This is a genomic window from Streptosporangium pseudovulgare, from assembly GCF_014648055.1.
GTDB lineage: Bacteria > Actinomycetota > Actinomycetes > Streptosporangiales > Streptosporangiaceae > Streptosporangium > Streptosporangium pseudovulgare.
On record NZ_BMQJ01000001.1, the window covers coordinates 759,546 to 776,732 of the forward strand.

The following is a 17,187-nucleotide window of genomic DNA, read 5'->3' on the forward strand; positions in this document are numbered from 1 at the left end:
CGGCGACGCGGCACACCCTGGACGGCGGCGCGACCGCGGCCCGGGTACGGCCGCGACCGCACGTCGAGACGGACCACGGGAACCGGCCCGGCCGGCGAGGCGGGGCTCAGCCGGACAGCGGGCGGCGCATCACCACGCGGGGCGCGAGCTCGATGCCCAGCTCGCGTTCATGCGCCACCAGCGCGGCCATCTCCGGCCCCCACTCGGCGGGGTCCAGTACGGCGAAGCCCCGCCGGGCGTACCAGGGCGCGTTCCACGGCACGTCCCGGAACGTCGTCAGCGTCACGGCTGCCGCGCCGGTCGAGGCCGCGTGGTCGCAGACCGCCTCCAGCAGCCGTCCCCCGATGCCGCGCCGCCCGTGATCGGGGTGGACGGCGAGCTGATCGAGGTGGACGTCGCCGTCCACCCGGCCGATCATGGCGAAGCCGACCGGCGGCGTGCCGGCCACCAGGACCCGCGACGGGTCGCCGGCCTCCTCGATCATCGTGGTGCCCGGCGGGAAGGTGATGCCCACCGCGGCGAACACTCCGTCCGCGGCGGTCTCCACCGCGGCCAGCCCGGCCAGCTCCCCCGCCTCGGCCCAGCGCACCCCGGCTGGGTCCGGGCGTCGATCTCCTGTCACGGAACCGGAGGATACCGGGGACGCGTGCCTCCTCGCCGGGTGACCGGGCCGTTGGGAAGGCCCGCGGCAGCCGGGTGCCCGGGATCTCGGGACGCCGGGGGATCCGGCGGAGGTCCGGAGTTCGGCGCCCGCGCCCCGGACGACGCGACAGAACGCCTCCGCGCCCCGGACGACGCGAGAGGACACCTCAGCGCTTCGGACGACCTCAGCGCCCCGGACGCCACGAAGGGACGCCTCCACGCCCCGGACGACGCGAGAGGACACCTCAGCGCCCCGGACGACATGAAAGGACGCCTCCACGCCCCGGACGACGCGAGAGGGCGCCTTTGCGCCCGGACGGCACGAAGGACGGCATCGGACGGCCCGCCGGGCCCGTCAGATGCCGCCGGACGGGCCCAGGACGGCCGCTCAGAGGTCGAGCAGGTGCTCCAGGCCCACGGTCAGCCCCGGCGTCTCCCGCACCCGGCGCACGCCCAGCAGGACGCCGGGAGTGAACGACGAGCGGTTCATGGTGTCGTGGCGGATGGTGAGGGTCTCGCCGTCCCCGCCCATCAGCACCTCCTGGTGGGCGATCAGCCCGGCCAGCCGTACGGCGTGGACGTGGACCCCGTCCACCTCGGCGCCGCGCGCGCCGTCCAGCTCGGCGCTGGTGGCGTCGGGCATCGGCCCGGTCCCGGCCTTGCGCCGCGCCTCGGCGACCAGCTCGGCCGTACGGCGGGCGGTGCCGGAGGGCGCGTCGGCCTTGTTCGGGTGGTGCAGCTCGATGATCTCGACGGAGTCGAAGTAGCGGGCGGCCTGCTGGGCGAAGCGCATCATCAGCACGGCCGCGATGCCGAAGTTGGGGGCGATCAGCGCGTTGACGCCGGGGTTGGCGTCGAGCCAGCCGCGCACGGTGGCCAGGCGGCCGGCGTCGAAGCCGGTGGTGCCGACCACCGGGTGGACGCCGTGGGCGATGCACCATTCGAGGTTGCCCATGACGACGTCGGGGTGGGTGAAGTCCACCACCACGTCGCAGCCGGTGAGCCCCTCGATCGGGTCGCCCTTGTCGAGGGGGGCGACCAGCTCCAGGTCACCGGCGGCCTCGACGGCCTTGCACACTTCCCTGCCGACGCGTCCGCGCGCGCCCAGAACTCCAACCCTGATCACGGCCACCAGGTTATACCGTCGGCCGTCCCGCCCCTCGCGAGCGCCGCCCCGCGCGGCGGGGCGACGCCACGGGAACGGCCCGGACGCGGCCCGGATGCGGAACGGCCCGAGCGAGAGACAGCCCCGACATGAGGCGAAACGGAGCGCAACGACCCGGACGCGGGACGACACGGACGCGGAACGGCCTGGACCTGGGACGACACGATCCCGGACGCGGAACGGCCCCGGCGCTCGGGAGCGCCGGGGCCGTCCGTCGGGCGTGGGACCGACTGCCCTGGGAGGGCCGCCGGTCAGCCGGTCAGAGCCGCGCTGAAGTCCTTGCCCTCGTAGGGGCCGATGACCGCGAGGCTCATCGGGCGGCTGAGGACGTCACGGGCGACGGCGGTGATCTCCTCGGGGGTGACCGCGTCGATCCGGGCGAGGATCTCGTCCACCGACAGGTGCTCGTCGAAGACCAGCTCGCCCTTGCCGATCCTGGACATCCGGGAGCCGGTGTCCTCCAGGCCCAGCACCAGGCCGCCGCGCATCTGCCCCTTGCCCCGGGTGATCTCCTCCTCGGAGATGCCCTCGGCGGTGACCCGCAGGAGCTCCTCGCGGCAGATCTTCAGCACCTCGTCGATCTTCGACGGCAGGCAGCCGACGTAGACGCCGAACTGGCCGGTGTCGGCGTAGGAGGAGGTGTAGGAGTACGCCGAGTAGGCGAGCCCCCGCTTCTCCCGGATCTCCTGGAACAGCCGCGAGGACATGCCGCCGCCGAGCGCCGCGTTCAGCACGCCGAGCGCGAAGCGGCGGTCGTCGGTGCGGACCAGGCCGGTCGTGCCGAGGACCAGGTTGGCCTGCTCTGTCGGCCGGTGCAGCACCCGGACGCCGGAGCGCGACTCGACGCCGGGCCCCGAGACGCGCGGCGGAACCGGCGCGGCGTCCCCGCCGAGGGCTCCCGCCCGCTCGTAGGCGGCGGCGACCAGCTCCACGACCCGCTCGTGGGTGACGTTGCCCGCCACCGCCACGACGGTGTGCGTGGGCAGGTAGTACCGCCGGTAGTACTCGGCGATCCGGTCGCGGTCGATGGCGTTGATCGACTCGACCGTGCCGAGGATCGGCCGGCCGACGGGCGTGTCGCCGTACAGCTCCGCGGAGAACTGCTCGTGCACCACGTCCGACGGGTCGTCGTCGTGCATGGCGATCTCTTCGAGGATCACGCCGCGCTCGGCCTCGACGTCCTCGGGGGTGATGACCGAGGAGGTCACCACGTCGGAGAGGACGTCGATCGCCACCTGGAGGTCCTCGTCGAGGACCCGCGCGTAGTAGCAGGTGTACTCCTTGGCGGTGAAGGCGTTGATCTCACCGCCGATGCCCTCGATCGCCGCGGAGATCTCCAGCGCGTCCCGCGTGGGGGTGCCCTTGAACAGCAGGTGCTCAAGGAAGTGGGAGGCCCCCATGTGCTCGGGGGTCTCGTCCCTCGATCCGATGCCGACCCACATGCCGACCGCGACGGAACGCACGGTCGGCATGGACTCGGTCACCACCCGGAGCCCACCGGGGAGGACGGTGCGCCGCACCACCCCGGCGCCGTCCTTGCCGGGGTGCAGAGTGGTCGTGATCACGAGTTGCGGTCTTCCCCCCCGCGGCTGCCGCCGCCGCTGCTGCTGCGGGTGCGGGTGCGGGTGCGGCGCGGCCGCTCCTCACCCGACGCGGCCGCCGGGGCGGTGGACGCGACGGGAGCGTCGTCACCCGACTCCGGGGTGCCGGCCTCGCCCTTGGCCTCCGCCTCCCGCTCGACGACCTCGACCGGGACCAGGGACAGCTTGCCGCGCGAGTCGATCTCGGCGATCTCCACCTGGATCTTCTCACCGACGTTCATGACGTCCTCGACGTTCTCGATGCGCTTGCCGCCGTGCAGCTTGCGGATCTGGGAGACGTGCAGCAGGCCGTCCTTGCCCGGCATGAGGGAGATGAAGGCGCCGAAGGCGGCGATCTTGACGACCGTGCCCAGGTAGCGCTCCCCGACCTCCGGCATGTGCGGGTTGGCGATGGCGTTGATCGCCGACCGGGCCGCCTCGGCGGACGGGCCGTCGGTGGCGCCGATGTAGATCGTGCCGTCGTCCTCGATCGTGATCTCGGCGCCGGTGTCGTCCTGGATCTGGTTGATCATCTTGCCCTTCGGGCCGATGACCTCGCCGATCTTGTCGACCGGGACCTTGATCGTGATGATGCGCGGCGCGGTGGCGTTCATCTCCGCCGGAGAGTCGATGGCCTCCTGCATCACGTCGATGATGGCCAGCCGCGCGCCCTTGGCCTGCTTCAGCGCGGCGCCCAGGACCGAGGCGGGGATGCCGTCGAGCTTGGTGTCGAGCTGGAGCGCGGTGATGACGTCCTTGGTGCCGGCGACCTTGAAGTCCATGTCGCCCATGGCGTCCTCGGCGCCGAGGATGTCGGTCAGCGTGACGTACTGGTCGCCCTCGTTGATCAGGCCCATCGCGATGCCCGCGACGATGCCCTTGAGCGGGACGCCCGCGTCGAGCAGCGCCATCGTCGAGGCGCAGACCGAGCCCATGGAGGTCGAGCCGTTGGAGCCGAGCGCCTCGGAGACCTGGCGGATCGCGTAGGGGAACTCCTCGCGGGCCGGCAGGACCGGGATGAGCGCCCGCTCGGCGAGCGCGCCGTGGCCGATCTCGCGGCGCTTGGGCGAACCCACGCGGCCGGTCTCGCCGGTGGAGTAGGGCGGGAAGTTGTAGTTGTGCATGTAGCGCTTGGTGCGCTCGGGGTTGAGCGTGTCGATCATCTGCTCCATGCGGAGCATGTTCAGCGTCGTGATGCCCAGGATCTGGGTCTCACCGCGCTCGAACAGGGCCGAGCCGTGCACCCGGGGCACGACGTGGACCTCGGCGTTGAGCTGGCGGATGTCCTTGACCCCGCGGCCGTCGATGCGGACGCCCTCGCTGATGACCCGCTCGCGCATGAGCTTCTTGGTCACCGTGCGGAAGGCCGCGGAGATCTCCTTCTCGCGGCCCTCGAAGTCGGCGCCCAGCTTCTCCAGCGCCAGGGCCTTGACGCGGTCGAGCTCGGCCTCGCGCTCCTGCTTGCCGGCGATGGTCAGCGCCGCGGCGAGCTCGCTGCGGATCGCGGTGGTCACCGCCTCCAGGACGTCGTCCTGGTAGTCGAGGAACAGCGGGTACTCGGCGGTCTCCTTCGCGGCGACCTTGGCGATCCTGGCCTGCGCGTCGCACAGCACCTTGATGAACGGCTTGGCCGCCTCAAGGCCCTGCGCCACGGTCTCCTCGGTCGGCGCGACGGCGCCCTCGGCGACGAGCTTGAGCGTGTCGCGGGTGGACTCGGCCTCGACCATCATGATCGCGACGTCGCCGTCCTCCAGGACGCGGCCGGCGACCACCATGTCGAAGGTGGCGCGCTCCAGCTCCGGGTGCGTCGGGAACGCGACCCACTGGCCGTCGATCAGCGCGACGCGGACGCCGCCGATCGGGCCGGAGAAGGGCAGCCCGGCGAGCTGGGTGGACAGGGACGCGGCGTTGATCGCGACCACGTCGTACAGGTGGTCGGGGTGCAGCGCCATGACGGTCGCCACGACCTGGATCTCGTTGCGCAGGCCCTTGACGAACGACGGGCGCAGCGGGCGGTCGATCAGCCGGCAGGTGAGGATGGCGTCCTCGGAGGGACGGCCCTCACGGCGGAAGAAGGAGCCGGGGATGCGGCCCGCGGCGTACATCCGCTCCTCGACGTCGACCGTCAGCGGGAAGAAGTCGAGGTTCTCCTTGGGATGCTTGGAGGCGGTGGTGGCCGAAAGGACCATCGTCTCGTCGTCGAGGTAGACGACGGCGGAGCCCGCCGCCTGGCGCGCCAGCCGCCCGGTCTCGAACCGGACGGTACGCGTGCCGAATGAGCCGTTGTCGATGACGGCTTCGCTGTTGTGGACACCCTCCACGGGGGACCTCCTTGTGGGATCGGTCGCCCGCGCCCGGTCAGGCACGCGTGCCGCGCCTGATCGCTTTCGTGCCGGCCTCCCCGTAGGTGCAGCGCCGGTCTTCGATCGAAGCGCCCGGTTCCGTACGGCTCTCGCCGTGATGACCGGGGGCCACTACCGAGGACCGGCCCTCCCACGCCGTGGGGCGCGCTTGCTGGCGGACGCGGGGCAGTTGTCTCGGCTGTTCAGTTTTGCGCACCGGGCCGGTGTCCCCATGGCGCGACGCGCCGGACACCGCCCGATGAGGCCGGGGAGCGGCGCGTACGCCGCTCCCCGATCATTCTATCGCCGCAGGCCGAGCCGCTCGATGAGCGAGCGGTAACGCTCGATGTCCTTGCTGGCGAGGTACTTGAGCAGACGGCGACGACGACCGACGAGCAGCAGCAGGCCGCGGCGGCTGTGGTGGTCGTGCTTGTGCACCTTCAGGTGCTCGGTGAGCTCGCTGATGCGCTTGCTGAGCAGCGCGATCTGCACCTCGGGGGAACCGGTGTCGGTCTCGCCCTTGGCGTACTCACCGATGATCTGCTTCTTTGCTGCGGTGTCGAGCGACACGTCTCTCCTTGAACCTCTACGGGCACGCGGGATCTCAGATGCCCGAACGACCATGCGTGCCTACAGTCGCCGTGGCGGTGTCAGCACCGGCGTCGCGACCTCGTCGACATCGCCGGTTACAGAACTGACATGCCAGATTACCACCCGGCTCCAAGGTCTCGCACATCCGGCGCCGCGCGCCCCCGGGCGCCCGGCGTCATGCCCGCTGATACCCCTCGCGGCCCGTTCCATGCCCGCCGGTGGGAACCGGGGCCCCCGGGACGGCTCAGAAGGAGTCGGGAGGGGTCCAGACGGAGGTGAGACGGCGGGCCTCGTCGACGTCGGCCCGCATCTGCCCGATGAGCGCCTCGACCGAGTCGAACCTGAGGTTGTCGCGGAGCCGCGGTCCGAAGTCGACGGCCACGTGGGCGCCGTACAGCTCCAGGTCGTCGCGGTCGAGCGCGTACGCCTCGACGGTGCGGGGCACGCCCTCGAAGGTCGGGTTGGTGCCCACGGAGATCGCGGCGGGCCAGCGCTCACCGTCGTAGGCGACGGGGAGGTTGCCGTTCGGGACGCACTGCAGCCAGCCGGCGTAGACACCGTCGGCGGGGATCGCGGTGAAGGCGGGCGACTCGACGTTGGCGGTGGGGAAGCCGAGCTGCCGGCCCCGCTGGTAGCCCCGGACCACCACGCCCTCGACCCGATGGGGGCGGCCGAGCGCCACCGCGACGGCCTCGGTGTCGCCGGCGGCCAGCCGGTCCCGGATGAGGGTGGAGGAGATGATCCCCCCGTTGCTCACCAGCGGGACGGCCTCGGCCACGAAGTCGTACTTCTCGCCGAGCGTCTGCAGCGTCTCGATGTCGCCGGCGGCCTTGTGGCCGAACCGGAAGTTCTCGCCGACCACGACACCGCCGGCGTGCAGCCGGTCGACCAGGATGGTCTGCACGAACTCGTCCGGGCTCATCCGGGAGAACTCCAGCGTGAACGGCAGCACGCAGACCGCGTCCACGCCGAGCGCGGCCAGCAGCTCGGTGCGGTGCCGGGGCGTCGTCAGCCTCAGCGGGTGCGTGCCCGGCCGCACCACCTCCTCCGGGTGGGGGTCGAAGGTGATCACGACCGAGGACATGCCGAGCTCGCGGGCCATCTCCACGGCACGGGTCACCATCTTCTGGTGACCGCGGTGGACCCCGTCGAAGACGCCGATCGTGATGACGGACCTGCCCCAGTCCCCGGGCACGTCTTCCAATCCGTGCCAGCCTCGCACCGCAGCCTCTTCCCTCGTACCGGATCGACTTCCTAAAGCCTGCCACGTTCCGGGGGCTTTCCCGCAACCGGGGAGGCCGACGGAGATGACAGGCCACCTTACCTCGGACGGGGGAGCCGCCCTCCCGGGCACCGCCCTCAGCGCACGAAGACGCACCGTGCCCGGGGCACGAAGACGCGCCATGTTCAGGGCACGGAGACGCGCCGTGCCCAGAGCACGAAGACGCGCCGTGTTCAGGGGTCAGGGCACGAAGACCGCCAGCGACCTGGTGGACCTGCCGCGCTCCTCGACCAGCGCCAGGAGCGTGCCGTCCGGGCCGAACACCCCGATCGGCCCCTCACCGGCCCCCAGGGCGGGCAGCCGCCCGCCGTGCCCGACGACGGCCGCCTCCTCGGCGGTCACGTCCCGCCGTGGGAAGGCCGCGGCCACCGCCTCGGCCATCGGCGTGATCACGCAGTCCGCGGCGAGCTGCTCGATGGTCCGGGCCGCCGACAGGTCGTAGGGGCCCACCCGGGTGCGGCGCAGGAACGTCAGGTGCCCCCCGGTGCCCAGCGCGGCGCCCAGGTCGCGGGCCAGCGCCCGGATGTAGGTGCCGCTGGAGCAGGTCACCGAGGCGTCGACGTCGACGACGTCGCCCTCGCGGCGGACGGCGGTGACCTCGAAGGCCGACACCGTGACCGGCCGCCCCCGCAGTTCGACCTCCTCCCCCGCCCGGACCCGCTTGTAGGCCCGCTCGCCGTTCACCTTGATGGCGCTGACCTGCGGCGGGACCTGCGTGATCCGGCCGGTCAGCGCGGCGATGCCCTCGGCGATCCCCTCGTCGGAGACGTGTGCGGCGGACGCGGTGGCGGTGACCTCGCCCTCGGCGTCGTCGGTGTTGGTGGACACCCCGAGCCGGATCGTGGCGTCGTAGCCCTTCTCGGTGAGCGCGAGGTGCCCCAGCAGCCGGGTGGCCTTCTCCACGCCGACCACCAGCACCCCGGTGGCCATCGGGTCCAGCGTGCCGGCGTGCCCCACCCGGCGGGTGCCGGCGATGCCGCGGAGCTTGCCGACGACGTCGTGGGAGGTCCATCCGGCGGGCTTGTCCACCACGATCAGCCCGCTCGGCGGCGGGGTGCGCTTGGCGCGAGCCGTACTCATGTCGGGGTCGTCCTTCTGCGAGAGCCTCTGCGGGAGCTTCGGCGGGGTTCTTCCGGGCGCGGGTTCTTCCGGGCGCGGGTGGTCCGGGTCGGGTTCTCCGGTGCGGGTTCTCGGCGCGGTCCCTCCGGGCGCGGGGTTCCTCAGGCGGCGCGGCGCAGCAGCGCGCGGAAGGCGGCCATCGTCTGCTCGACGGGCTGGTGGGAGGTGAAGCCCGCCGCCTTGGCGTGCCCGCCGCCGCCCAGCGTGGCGCAGACGCGGGAGAGGTCGATCCCGCCCTTGGAGCGGGTGGAGACCTGCCAGGCGCCCCCGTCGTCCTCCTTGAGGATCACCGCCACGTCCGCGTCGTCGGTGCGGCGGACCACGTCGATGATGCCCTCCACCTCGTGGTACGGCAGGCCGTAGGCCGCCCGGTCGTCGCGGGTGACGTACGTCCAGACCAGCCCCAGGCCGTCGCCCGTCTCCGGTTCCAGGACCACCCGCTCCAGGGCGAGGCCGAGCACCCGGAGGTAGCCGAACGGGGAGCGGTCCCACAGTTCCCGGGCGATCTCCTCGGGGTTCAGGCCGGTGGCGATGAGCCGCCCGGCCATGGCGTGCACCTCGGAGGTGGTCGAGGAGTGCCGGAACGACCCGGTGTCGGTGACCAGCCCGGCGTACAGGCAGGTCGCGATGTCGCGGTCGACCGGCAGGCCGAGCCGCCGGATCAGCTCCTCGGCGAGCACCGCGGTGGCCGCGGCTCCGGGGTCGACCAGGTTGAGCGTGCCGAAGCCGACGTGGGACGGGTGGTGGTCGACCACCACCAGCTCGCGCGCCTTGCCCGCGACGCGGGCCAGCTCGCCCAGCCGGTCGGCGGTGGGCGCGTCGAAGGAGATCATCAGCTCGGGCGCGGCGGGGTAGTCGTCGGGGTCGACGAGGAGGTCCTGGCCCGGCAGGAAACGCAGCAGCCGGGGCACTGTGAAGCCGCGTTCCCCGAAGGAGGCCACGACCCGCTTGCCCACCGCCCGCAGCGCCAGCCCGACCGCCAGGGTCGAGCCGAGCGCGTCGCCGTCCGGGGAGATGTGGCAGGCCAGCGCGACCTCCTCGGCGGAGGAGACCAGCTCGACGGCCCGGTCCCAGTCACGGCCGGGAACCGGGCCCTCGTCACGCGGCTGCGGCGTCACGTCGCCGAGCGTCCCGCGCGCTCGGACGGCTCGCCCTCGGCCTCCTCGGCCTCCTCGGAGCCGTCCCTGTCCTCGGGCCTGCGGTAGGGGTCGGCGTCACCGGCGTGCCGCGCGGTCTCCGCCCGCCTGGCGATCTCGGCGTCCCTGGCCCTCGCCTCGGCGAACAGGTCGTCGAGGTGCCGGGCGTTGTCGGGGAGGGGGTCGTGGGTGAACAGCAGCGTCGGCGTGTGCCGCAGTCCGGTCTGGCGGCCCACCTCCGAGCGGATGAGCCCCTTGGCGCTCTCCAGCGCCGCCGCCGAGTCGGCCCGCTCGGCCTCGGAGCCGAACACGGTGTAGAACACCGTCGCCTCACTCAGGTCGTTGGTGACCCGCGTGTCGGTCACCGTCACGAAACCGAGCCGAGGGTCCTTGATCCGGCGCTCCAGCATCTCGGCGACGATCTGCTGGATCCGGTCGGCGATCTTACGTGCGCGTCCTGCGTCCATGTTCGCTCTCCCCCCTTCTCACAGTACGGCCGGACGCAAGCGGGGGGCGGCCGGCCGTCTGCGGCTAGTCCTCGTTGTCGTTGTAGAGCCGCTGCCTGGCCGACAGCAGCTCGATCTCCGGGTGGAACGCGACCAGGCGCTCGCAGTCGTCCATGACCGCGCCGCAGTTCGCGGCGGTCGCCGAGACGACCGCGATTCCGATCTCCGTACGGCGGTGCAGGTCCAGATGGCCGGTCTCGGCGACGGCCACACCCGGGAACCGTCGCTGCACCTCGGCGATGATGGGTCGCACCACGGAGCGCTTCTGCTTCAGCGAGTGGACGTCGCCGAGCAGGATGTCCAGTGTGAGGGCACCTACATACATGTCGGATCACGCCACGAGTGTCGTCGTGCCGCCGGCGGGCGCGGGACCGCCCGCCGGCCGGTGGCCCCCGCCCACGAGGTGGGCGGGGGCCTTCCGGCCGGCGGGCGGCCCGTCACCGGACCGGGACATCAGACGCGCGGCTTCTCCCGCATCTCGAACGTCTCGATGACGTCGTCGATCTTGATGTCGCTGTAGCCGACACCGATACCGCACTCGAAGCCCTCGCGGACCTCGGTCGCGTCGTCCTTGAACCGGCGCAGCGAGGAGACCGTGAGGTTGTCGGAGATGACGACCCCGTTGCGGATGAGCCTCGCCTTGCTGTTGCGGACGATCGTGCCCGAGCGGACCAGCGCACCGGCGATGTTGCCGATCTTCGGCACCTTGAAGACCTCGCGGACTTCGGCGGTGCCCATCTGGACCTCTTCGAACTCGGGCTTGAGCATGCCCTTGAGGGCCGCCTCGATCTCCTCGATCGCCTGGTAGATGACCGAGTAGTAGCGGATGTCGACGCCCTCGCGCTCGGCCAGGTCGCGCGCCCGGACCTCCGGACGCACGTTGAAGCCGATGATGACGGCGTTGTCGTCGGCGACGGCCAGGTTGACGTCGTACTCGGTGATGGCGCCGACGGCGCGGTGGAGCACCCGCAGGCGCACCTCGTCACCGACGTCGATCTTGAGCAGGGCGTCCTCGAGGGCCTCGACCGAACCGGAGACGTCACCCTTGATGATGAGCTTGAGCTCGTCGACCTGGCCCTTCTCCATCTCGCTGAAGAGCTCTTCGAGGGTGCGGCGACGGCCGGACCTGGCCATGTCCGCGGTGCGCTTGCGCGCCGCCCGCTGCTGGGCGATCTGACGCGCCATGCGGTCGTCGGTGACGACGATGAAGTTGTCACCGGCGCCCGGCACCGCGGTCAGACCGAGGACCTGGACCGGACGCGACGGGCCGGCCTCGTCGATCGACACGCCGTTGTCGTCCAGCATCGCCCGGACGCGGCCGAAGGCCTCGCCACAGACGATCGAGTCGCCGACGCGGAGCGTGCCGCGCTGCACCAGCACGGTCGCGACCGGGCCGCGGCCCCTGTCGAGGTGCGCCTCGATGGCGACGCCCTGGGCGTCCATCGCGTCGTTGGCCCGCAGGTCCAGCTCGGCGTCCGCGGTGAGCAGGATGGCCTCGAGCAGGTCGTCGATGCCGGTCCCGTTCTTGGCGGAGATGTCGACGAACAGCGTGTTGCCGCCGTACTCCTCTGCCACCAGGCCGTACTCGGTGAGCTGGGCACGGACCTTGTTGGGGTCGGCGCCCTCCTTGTCGACCTTGTTGACCGCGACCACGACCGGAACCTCGGCCGCCTGGGCGTGGTTCAGCGCCTCGATGGTCTGCGGCTTCACACCGTCGTCGGCCGCGACCACCAGGACGGCGATGTCGGTGACCTTGGCACCTCGGGCACGCATGGCGGTGAACGCCTCGTGACCCGGGGTGTCGATGAAGGTGATCTTCCGGTCTTCGCCCTCGTGCTCGGCGGCGATCTGGTAGGCGCCGATGTGCTGGGTGATGCCACCGGCCTCCCGCGCCACCTCGTTGGTGTGCCGGATCGCGTCGAGCAGCTTGGTCTTACCGTGGTCGACGTGACCCATGACGGTCACCACCGGCGGACGCGCGACCAGGTCGCCCTCGTCGCCCTCGTCCTCGCCGAACTCGATGTCGAAGGACTCGAGGAGCTCGCGGTCCTCCTCCTCCGGGCTGACAACGAGCAGGTTGTAGTCCAGCTCGGCGGCCAGGAGCTGCAGCGTCTCCTCGTTGACCGACTGCGTGGCGGTCACCATCTCGCCCAGGTGCAGCATGATCTGCACCAGGGACGCCGGGTTCGCGCCGATCTTGTCGGCGAAGTCCGCCAGGGAGGCGCCGCGCGACAGCCGGATCGTCTGGCCGTTGCCGCGCTGGACCTGCACGCCGCCGATCGCCGGGGCCTGCATGTTGTCGAACTCTTGACGCCGCTGGCGCTTGGACTTGCGACCGCGGGTCGGGCGTCCGCCCGGACGGCCGAAGGCGCCCGCCGTGCCGCCACCGCGGCCACGGCCACCGCCGCCACCGGGACGGCCGGCGAACCCGCCGCCACCGCCACCGGGACCACCGGTGCCGACGCCGGGACGGCCACCGCCGCCACCCGGACGGCCGGCGAACCCGCCGCCACCCGGACGGCCACCGCCGCCACCGGGACGACCGGCGCCGCCACCGGGACGGCCACCGCCGCCACCGGGACGACCGGCGCCACCGCCGGGACCGGCGGGACGGCCCTGGGGCATCATCATCGGGCTGGGACGCGGACCGCCGGGACGCGGGCCGGCGACACCGGCGCCGCCACCCGGACGCGGACCACCCGCGCCGGGACCCGGACGCGGTCCGGCCGCGCCGGGCGGGCCGGGGCGGGGCCCCGGACGCGGTCCGGCGCCCTCGCGCTGTCCCTGCTCGCGGGGACCGCCGTCGCGCGGACCGGGACGCGGGCCGCGGTCGCCCGGGCCTCCGTCACGGCCGCCGGGACGCGGCGGACGGGCCTGGCCCATGCCGCTGGCGTTCGAGGAGAACGGGTTGTTGCCGGGACGCGGGCCACGCGGACCCGGACGCGGACCCGGCTTGGGACCGCCGGCGCCGGCACCGGAACGCGGAGCCGAGGGGGCGCCGCCGGGACCGCCCGCGGGGCGGCCCTCCGGACGCGCCGCCTCGGGACGCGGACCCGGCTTGGGGCCGGGAGCCGGGCGCGGACCCGGCTTGGGGCCGGGAGCCGGGCGCGCGGCCTCGGGCCGGGGCGCCTCGAAGCGCGGCGGCTGGACCGGCGAGGCCGGCGGCTGCTGCTGAGGCTGGGGCTGGGAGACCTGCGGGGCCTGCTGAGCCTGCGGCGCGGGGGCCGCGGGACGGGCCGCGGGGCCGGGCCGCGGGCCCGGCCTGGGAACAGGTCCCGGCCTGGGAACTGAGGATCGCGGCGCCGCGGGGGCGCCGGTTCCGGCCTGGCCTTCGGCCGGCCGGGGTGCCGCCTGCGGCGGCCTGGACGGCCTGTTGCCGCCCCTGTCGGACGACCCCTTGGCGGGGCCGCCCAAAGCTTCGGTGAGCCGACGGACCACCGGCGCCTCGATGGTCGAGGACGCCGAACGCACGAACTCGCCCATCTCCTGGAGCTTGGCCATGACGACCTTGCTCTCGACGCCGAACTCCTTGGCGAGCTCGTATACCCGGACCTTCGCCACTGCACTCCCTTACTCGGCCCGGGAGGCACAGCCGCCGGACCGTCGTTACGTAGACGTACTCATCGCCGCATGCTCATCAGGCGCTCATAGCTATCTGACCAGCCCATCAACTCGGCGTCCTACATGACAGTTGGCAACCATTTCACCCGATCCTTTCGGAGTGGAGCTCTTCCAGGTGAGCCCGTACCGGCGACGGGTCGAGCGGTCCCGCGACGCGAAACGCCCGCGGAAACGCCCGCCGCCGCTCGGCGAGCTCCAGGCAGCTCAGGGAGGGGTGCAGTGAAGCACCACGCCCGTGGAGCCGTCTTCGCAGGTCGGGGACGATGACGCCCTCGACCGCCACCAGGCGGAGCAGCTCGGAGGAAACCGTGCGAACCCGGCACCCCACACACGTTCGCAGTGGGGCGGCCTGGTCACCATATTCCAGCTTACCGCGTGGGCGCATCTGCGGAACCGGCCGCCTCCCCCGTCTGGGTGTCGGACCGGATGTCGATGCGCCACCCGGTGAGGCGATTGGCCAGCCGGGCGTTCTGCCCCTCCTTGCCGATCGCCAGGGAGAGCTGGTAGTCCGGCACGGTCACGCGGGCGGCACGCCCCTCGGTGTCGATCACCTCGACATGCGAAACACGCGAGGGCGACAGGGCATTCCCGACGAACTCCGCCGGGTCCTCCGACCAGTCGATGATGTCGATCTTCTCACCGTGGAGTTCGGCCATCACGTTGCGCACCCGCGAGCCCATCGGGCCGATGCAGGCGCCCTTGGCGTTGACGCCGGGCCGCCGGGAGCGGACCGCGATCTTCGTACGGTGGCCCGCCTCGCGGGCGATGGCCGCGATCTCGACGGTGCCGTCGGCGATCTCCGGCACCTCCAGGGCGAACAGCTTCTTCACCAGGCCGGGGTGGGTGCGCGACAGGGTCACCGACGGCCCCTTGGGGCCCTTCTTGACCTGCACGACGTAGCAGCGGATGCGCTCGCCGTGGACGTACTCCTCGCCCGGCACCTGCTCGTTGTGCGGCAGCACGGCCTCGATCTTGCCGAGGTCGACCAGGACGACCCGCGGGTCCTTGCCCTGCTGGATGATCCCGGCCACCAGCTCGCCCTCGCGGCTGGCGAACTCGCCGAAGTTGATCTCGTCCTCGGCGTCCCGGAGCTGCTGCAGGATGACCTGCTTGGCGGTGGTCGCGGCGATGCGGCTGAAGTTGCCCGGGGTGTCGTCGTACTCCCGGAGCACCTGGCCGCCGTCGTCCAGCTCGGCGGCGTAAATGGTCACGTGCCCGGTCTTGCGGTCGAGCTCGGCGCGGGCCTTGGCCGCCGCCCCCTCGCTCCGGAAGTACGCGATCAGCAGCGCGTCCTCGATGGCCTTGACGACCAGGTCGAAGGAGATGTCCTTCTCGCGTTCCAGGCTGCGCAGGACGCTCATGTCGATGTCCACGAGGCTCCCCCTTAGCCCTCGTCGCCGTCTTCGCCGTCGTCTTCGGCGTCGTCGAACCGGCGGAACTCCACCTGCACCCGTCCTCGGGTCAGGTCCTCGTACTCGACGCGGCGCGGCGTGCCCGCCACGTCGAACTCCACGCCGGTCTCGTCGGTGGCGACGATCCGGCCCTCCACGCTCGTGCCGTCCCGCAGGTCGGCCTTGACCAGCCGCCGCACCGCCCGGCGCCAGTGGCGCGGCTCGGTGAGCGGACGGTCGACCCCGGGGGAGGAGACCTCCAGCACGTAGGGGGAGCCTCCCATCACGTCCCCGGCGTCCAGCGCCTCGGAGACGGCCTGGCTGACCTCGGCGACGTCGTCCAGGCTGACGCCGCCGTCGCGGTCGACGACGACACGCAGCAGGCGCCGCTTGCCCGCCGGAGTGACCGTGACGTCCTCCAGGTCGAGCCCGGAGGCGAGGGCGACGGGTTCCAGGAGCTTCATCAGGCGGTCGCGGGATGTGGCGCTGCCCATGCCGACCTCCCATTTTCACGATCTACAGCCGGGCGGACCTCGCCCTTGCGGTTCACAAGCCTATCCACATCAGGGCGCGGAAGAAGCGCCACTCGGCGCGGCGAGCCCGTCCGAGAAGCGCGGTGAATGGTTTCCCAGCCCTTACGATGCTAGATGCGTCAGCAGCTCACCCGTACCCGGAGGTCGTCCGTGCGTTTCCTGTCCCGGCGTGACCTGCTGCGGGACACCGCCGTCGGGGCCGCCGCCGCGACGGTCGCCGCGACGGTCGGCGGATGCGCCGCCGAGGAGCCCGAGCACCAGCGCGCCGAGCCGCCCGACCCGGATACCGTGCTGCTCAGGCAGCTCATCGCCGACAAGGAGCGGATCATCGGGCTGTACGCCTCCGCTCCCTCGGCCAAGCTCCTGCCCTTCAGGCGGCGGCACGAGGCCCACCTCGCCGAGCTGCGCCGGAGACTTCCCTCCGCCGCCCGGGGCGCCGGGGTCTCCGCGACGCCGGGGCCCTCCGGGGGCGCCGCCGCATCTTCCGCGCCGTCCGCCTCCGGGACGCCCGCGCCGGAGCCCCGCGCCTCCCTGCGGAGCCTGCGGGCCGCCGAGCGGAAGGCCGCCGACTCGCGCCCCCGGCAGGCCGAGGGCGCCTCACCCGCGCTGGCCCAGCTGGTCGCCTCCATCGGCGCCTGCGAGGCCGCCCACGCCGTGGCCCTGGCGAGGCCGCTGTGAGGGCCCCGGACATCGCGCGGAACGCGAGGCCGGCGGGGGCCGCCGGGCCCGCCGGAACGGTGGGGGCCGCGGGGGCGGTCGCGCCGGCTCGGCTCGCCGCGCCGGTCACCCCCGCCCCCGGAGCCGGCGGGGGGCTCGACACGGCGCTGGCGGCCGAGCACGCGGCCGTCTACGCCTACGGAGTCCTCGCCGCGCGGGCCGAGGGGGCGCTGCGCTCCACCATGACCGCCGCCTTCACCGCCCACCGCGCCCGCCGCGACCGGCTCCGCGCCATGATCATCGAGCGTGGCGGCACCCCGGCCGAGCCCGACGCGAGCTACCGGCTGCCCGCCGTACCCTCCACCCCCGACCAGGTGGTGGAGCTGGCCGTGTCGGTGGAGCGGGGGGTGACCGCCGCCTACCTCGAGACCGTCGCGTCCGGCGACCCGGCCGTCCGGCGGATGGCCGCGCTGGCCATGCAGGAGTGCGTCGTGCGGGCGTACGGCCTGCGCCCGGAGATCGAGACCTTCCCCGGCATGCCCGCCCCCGCGTCCCCCTCCCCCGCTCCCACCCCGGCGCCGTCCCCGCCGTCCTGAACACGGGCCCCGCGCGGCCTTGGACC

General features: G+C 72.8%; 16 protein-coding genes. 2 read left to right on the forward strand and 14 right to left on the reverse strand.

Features of this window, described 5'->3' with window-relative positions; translation table 11 throughout:
* Nucleotides 1-106 precede the first annotated feature (106 nt).
* The 14 genes from IEZ10_RS03330 to rimP all read right to left on the reverse strand — a co-directional run bounded on the left by IEZ10_RS03330 (nt 107) and on the right by rimP (nt 15,869).
* The gene (locus IEZ10_RS03330) at nt 107-622 is read right to left on the reverse strand and encodes a GNAT family N-acetyltransferase (protein ID WP_189244902.1); all 516 of its coding nucleotides are present in this window, start codon (nt 620-622) and stop codon (nt 107-109) included.
* Nucleotides 623-1,030: 408 nt separating this feature from the next.
* Complete coding sequence (dapB, locus tag IEZ10_RS03335; protein ID WP_189244903.1) at nt 1,031-1,768, reverse strand: 4-hydroxy-tetrahydrodipicolinate reductase; 738 nt, start codon at nt 1,766-1,768, stop codon at nt 1,031-1,033.
* A 290-nt stretch (nt 1,769-2,058) separates the two neighbouring features.
* Nucleotides 2,059-3,369 (reverse strand): M16 family metallopeptidase, encoded by a 1,311-nt coding sequence (locus IEZ10_RS03340; protein WP_189245093.1) that lies wholly within the window; start codon nt 3,367-3,369, stop codon nt 2,059-2,061.
* Nucleotides 3,369-5,708, reverse strand: a complete 2,340-nt coding sequence (locus tag IEZ10_RS03345) for a polyribonucleotide nucleotidyltransferase (RefSeq protein ID WP_189244904.1) — start codon at nt 5,706-5,708, stop codon at nt 3,369-3,371. The genes IEZ10_RS03340 and IEZ10_RS03345 overlap by 1 nt, the downstream gene beginning before the upstream one ends.
* Before the next feature lie 321 nt (nt 5,709-6,029).
* The gene (gene rpsO / locus IEZ10_RS03350; protein ID WP_179818888.1) at nt 6,030-6,299 is read right to left on the reverse strand and encodes a 30S ribosomal protein S15; all 270 of its coding nucleotides are present in this window, start codon (nt 6,297-6,299) and stop codon (nt 6,030-6,032) included.
* Between the two features lie 265 nt (nt 6,300-6,564).
* Nucleotides 6,565-7,542 carry a bifunctional riboflavin kinase/FAD synthetase gene (locus tag IEZ10_RS03355; RefSeq protein ID WP_189244905.1) on the reverse strand — a complete coding sequence of 326 codons (978 nt, stop codon included), beginning with the start codon at nt 7,540-7,542 and terminating at the stop codon, nt 6,565-6,567.
* A gap of 240 nt (nt 7,543-7,782) precedes the next feature.
* A complete protein-coding gene (truB, locus tag IEZ10_RS03360) occupies nt 7,783-8,682 on the reverse strand; it encodes a tRNA pseudouridine(55) synthase TruB (RefSeq protein WP_189244906.1) in 900 nt (299 codons plus the stop codon).
* Nucleotides 8,683-8,822: 140 nt separating this feature from the next.
* Nucleotides 8,823-9,839 carry a DHH family phosphoesterase gene (locus IEZ10_RS03365; RefSeq protein WP_189244907.1) on the reverse strand — a complete coding sequence of 339 codons (1,017 nt, stop codon included), beginning with the start codon at nt 9,837-9,839 and terminating at the stop codon, nt 8,823-8,825.
* A complete protein-coding gene (rbfA, locus tag IEZ10_RS03370; RefSeq protein ID WP_189244908.1) occupies nt 9,836-10,324 on the reverse strand; it encodes a 30S ribosome-binding factor RbfA in 489 nt (162 codons plus the stop codon). The genes IEZ10_RS03365 and rbfA overlap by 4 nt, the downstream gene beginning before the upstream one ends.
* Before the next feature lie 64 nt (nt 10,325-10,388).
* Entirely contained in the window at nt 10,389-10,688 is a 300-nt protein-coding gene (locus tag IEZ10_RS03375) for a DUF503 domain-containing protein (RefSeq protein ID WP_189244909.1), read from the reverse strand.
* Nucleotides 10,689-10,816: 128 nt separating this feature from the next.
* Nucleotides 10,817-13,924 (reverse strand): translation initiation factor IF-2, encoded by a 3,108-nt coding sequence (gene infB, locus IEZ10_RS03380; protein ID WP_189244910.1) that lies wholly within the window; start codon nt 13,922-13,924, stop codon nt 10,817-10,819.
* A 142-nt stretch (nt 13,925-14,066) separates the two neighbouring features.
* A complete protein-coding gene (locus IEZ10_RS03385; RefSeq protein ID WP_179818896.1) occupies nt 14,067-14,369 on the reverse strand; it encodes a YlxR family protein in 303 nt (100 codons plus the stop codon).
* Nucleotides 14,353-15,357: a transcription termination factor NusA gene (gene nusA / locus IEZ10_RS03390; protein WP_189244911.1), complete on the reverse strand. Its 1,005-nt coding sequence runs from the start codon at nt 15,355-15,357 to the stop codon at nt 14,353-14,355. Before nusA ends, IEZ10_RS03385 begins: the two co-directional genes overlap by 17 nt.
* Before the next feature lie 11 nt (nt 15,358-15,368).
* Entirely contained in the window at nt 15,369-15,869 is a 501-nt protein-coding gene (gene rimP / locus IEZ10_RS03395; protein ID WP_189244912.1) for a ribosome maturation factor RimP, read from the reverse strand.
* Nucleotides 15,870-16,022: 153 nt separating this feature from the next.
* Between rimP and IEZ10_RS38650 the strand changes: the two genes are divergently transcribed.
* Entirely contained in the window at nt 16,023-16,586 is a 564-nt protein-coding gene (locus IEZ10_RS38650; RefSeq protein ID WP_229810886.1) for a hypothetical protein, read from the forward strand.
* Nucleotides 16,583-17,161: a ferritin-like domain-containing protein gene (locus IEZ10_RS38655; RefSeq protein WP_229810887.1), complete on the forward strand. Its 579-nt coding sequence runs from the start codon at nt 16,583-16,585 to the stop codon at nt 17,159-17,161. Before IEZ10_RS38650 ends, IEZ10_RS38655 begins: the two co-directional genes overlap by 4 nt.
* The last annotated feature ends 26 nt before the right edge of the window (nt 17,162-17,187 follow it).

Bases quoted from the DNA above. Each gene is read 5' to 3' on its own strand.
- rimP (WP_189244912.1), bottom strand. From the start codon at position 15,869: ATGGGCAGCGCCACATCCCGCGACCGCCTGATGAAGCTCCTGGAACCC.
- IEZ10_RS38650 (WP_229810886.1), top strand. From the start codon at position 16,023: ATGCGTCAGCAGCTCACCCGTACCCGGAGGTCGTCCGTGCGTTTCCTG.
- IEZ10_RS03375 (WP_189244909.1), bottom strand. From the start codon at position 10,688: ATGTATGTAGGTGCCCTCACACTGGACATCCTGCTCGGCGACGTCCAC.
- truB (WP_189244906.1), bottom strand. From the start codon at position 8,682: ATGAGTACGGCTCGCGCCAAGCGCACCCCGCCGCCGAGCGGGCTGATC.
- rbfA (WP_189244908.1), bottom strand. From the start codon at position 10,324: ATGGACGCAGGACGCGCACGTAAGATCGCCGACCGGATCCAGCAGATC.
- IEZ10_RS03385 (WP_179818896.1), bottom strand. From the start codon at position 14,369: ATGCGCCCACGCGGTAAGCTGGAATATGGTGACCAGGCCGCCCCACTG.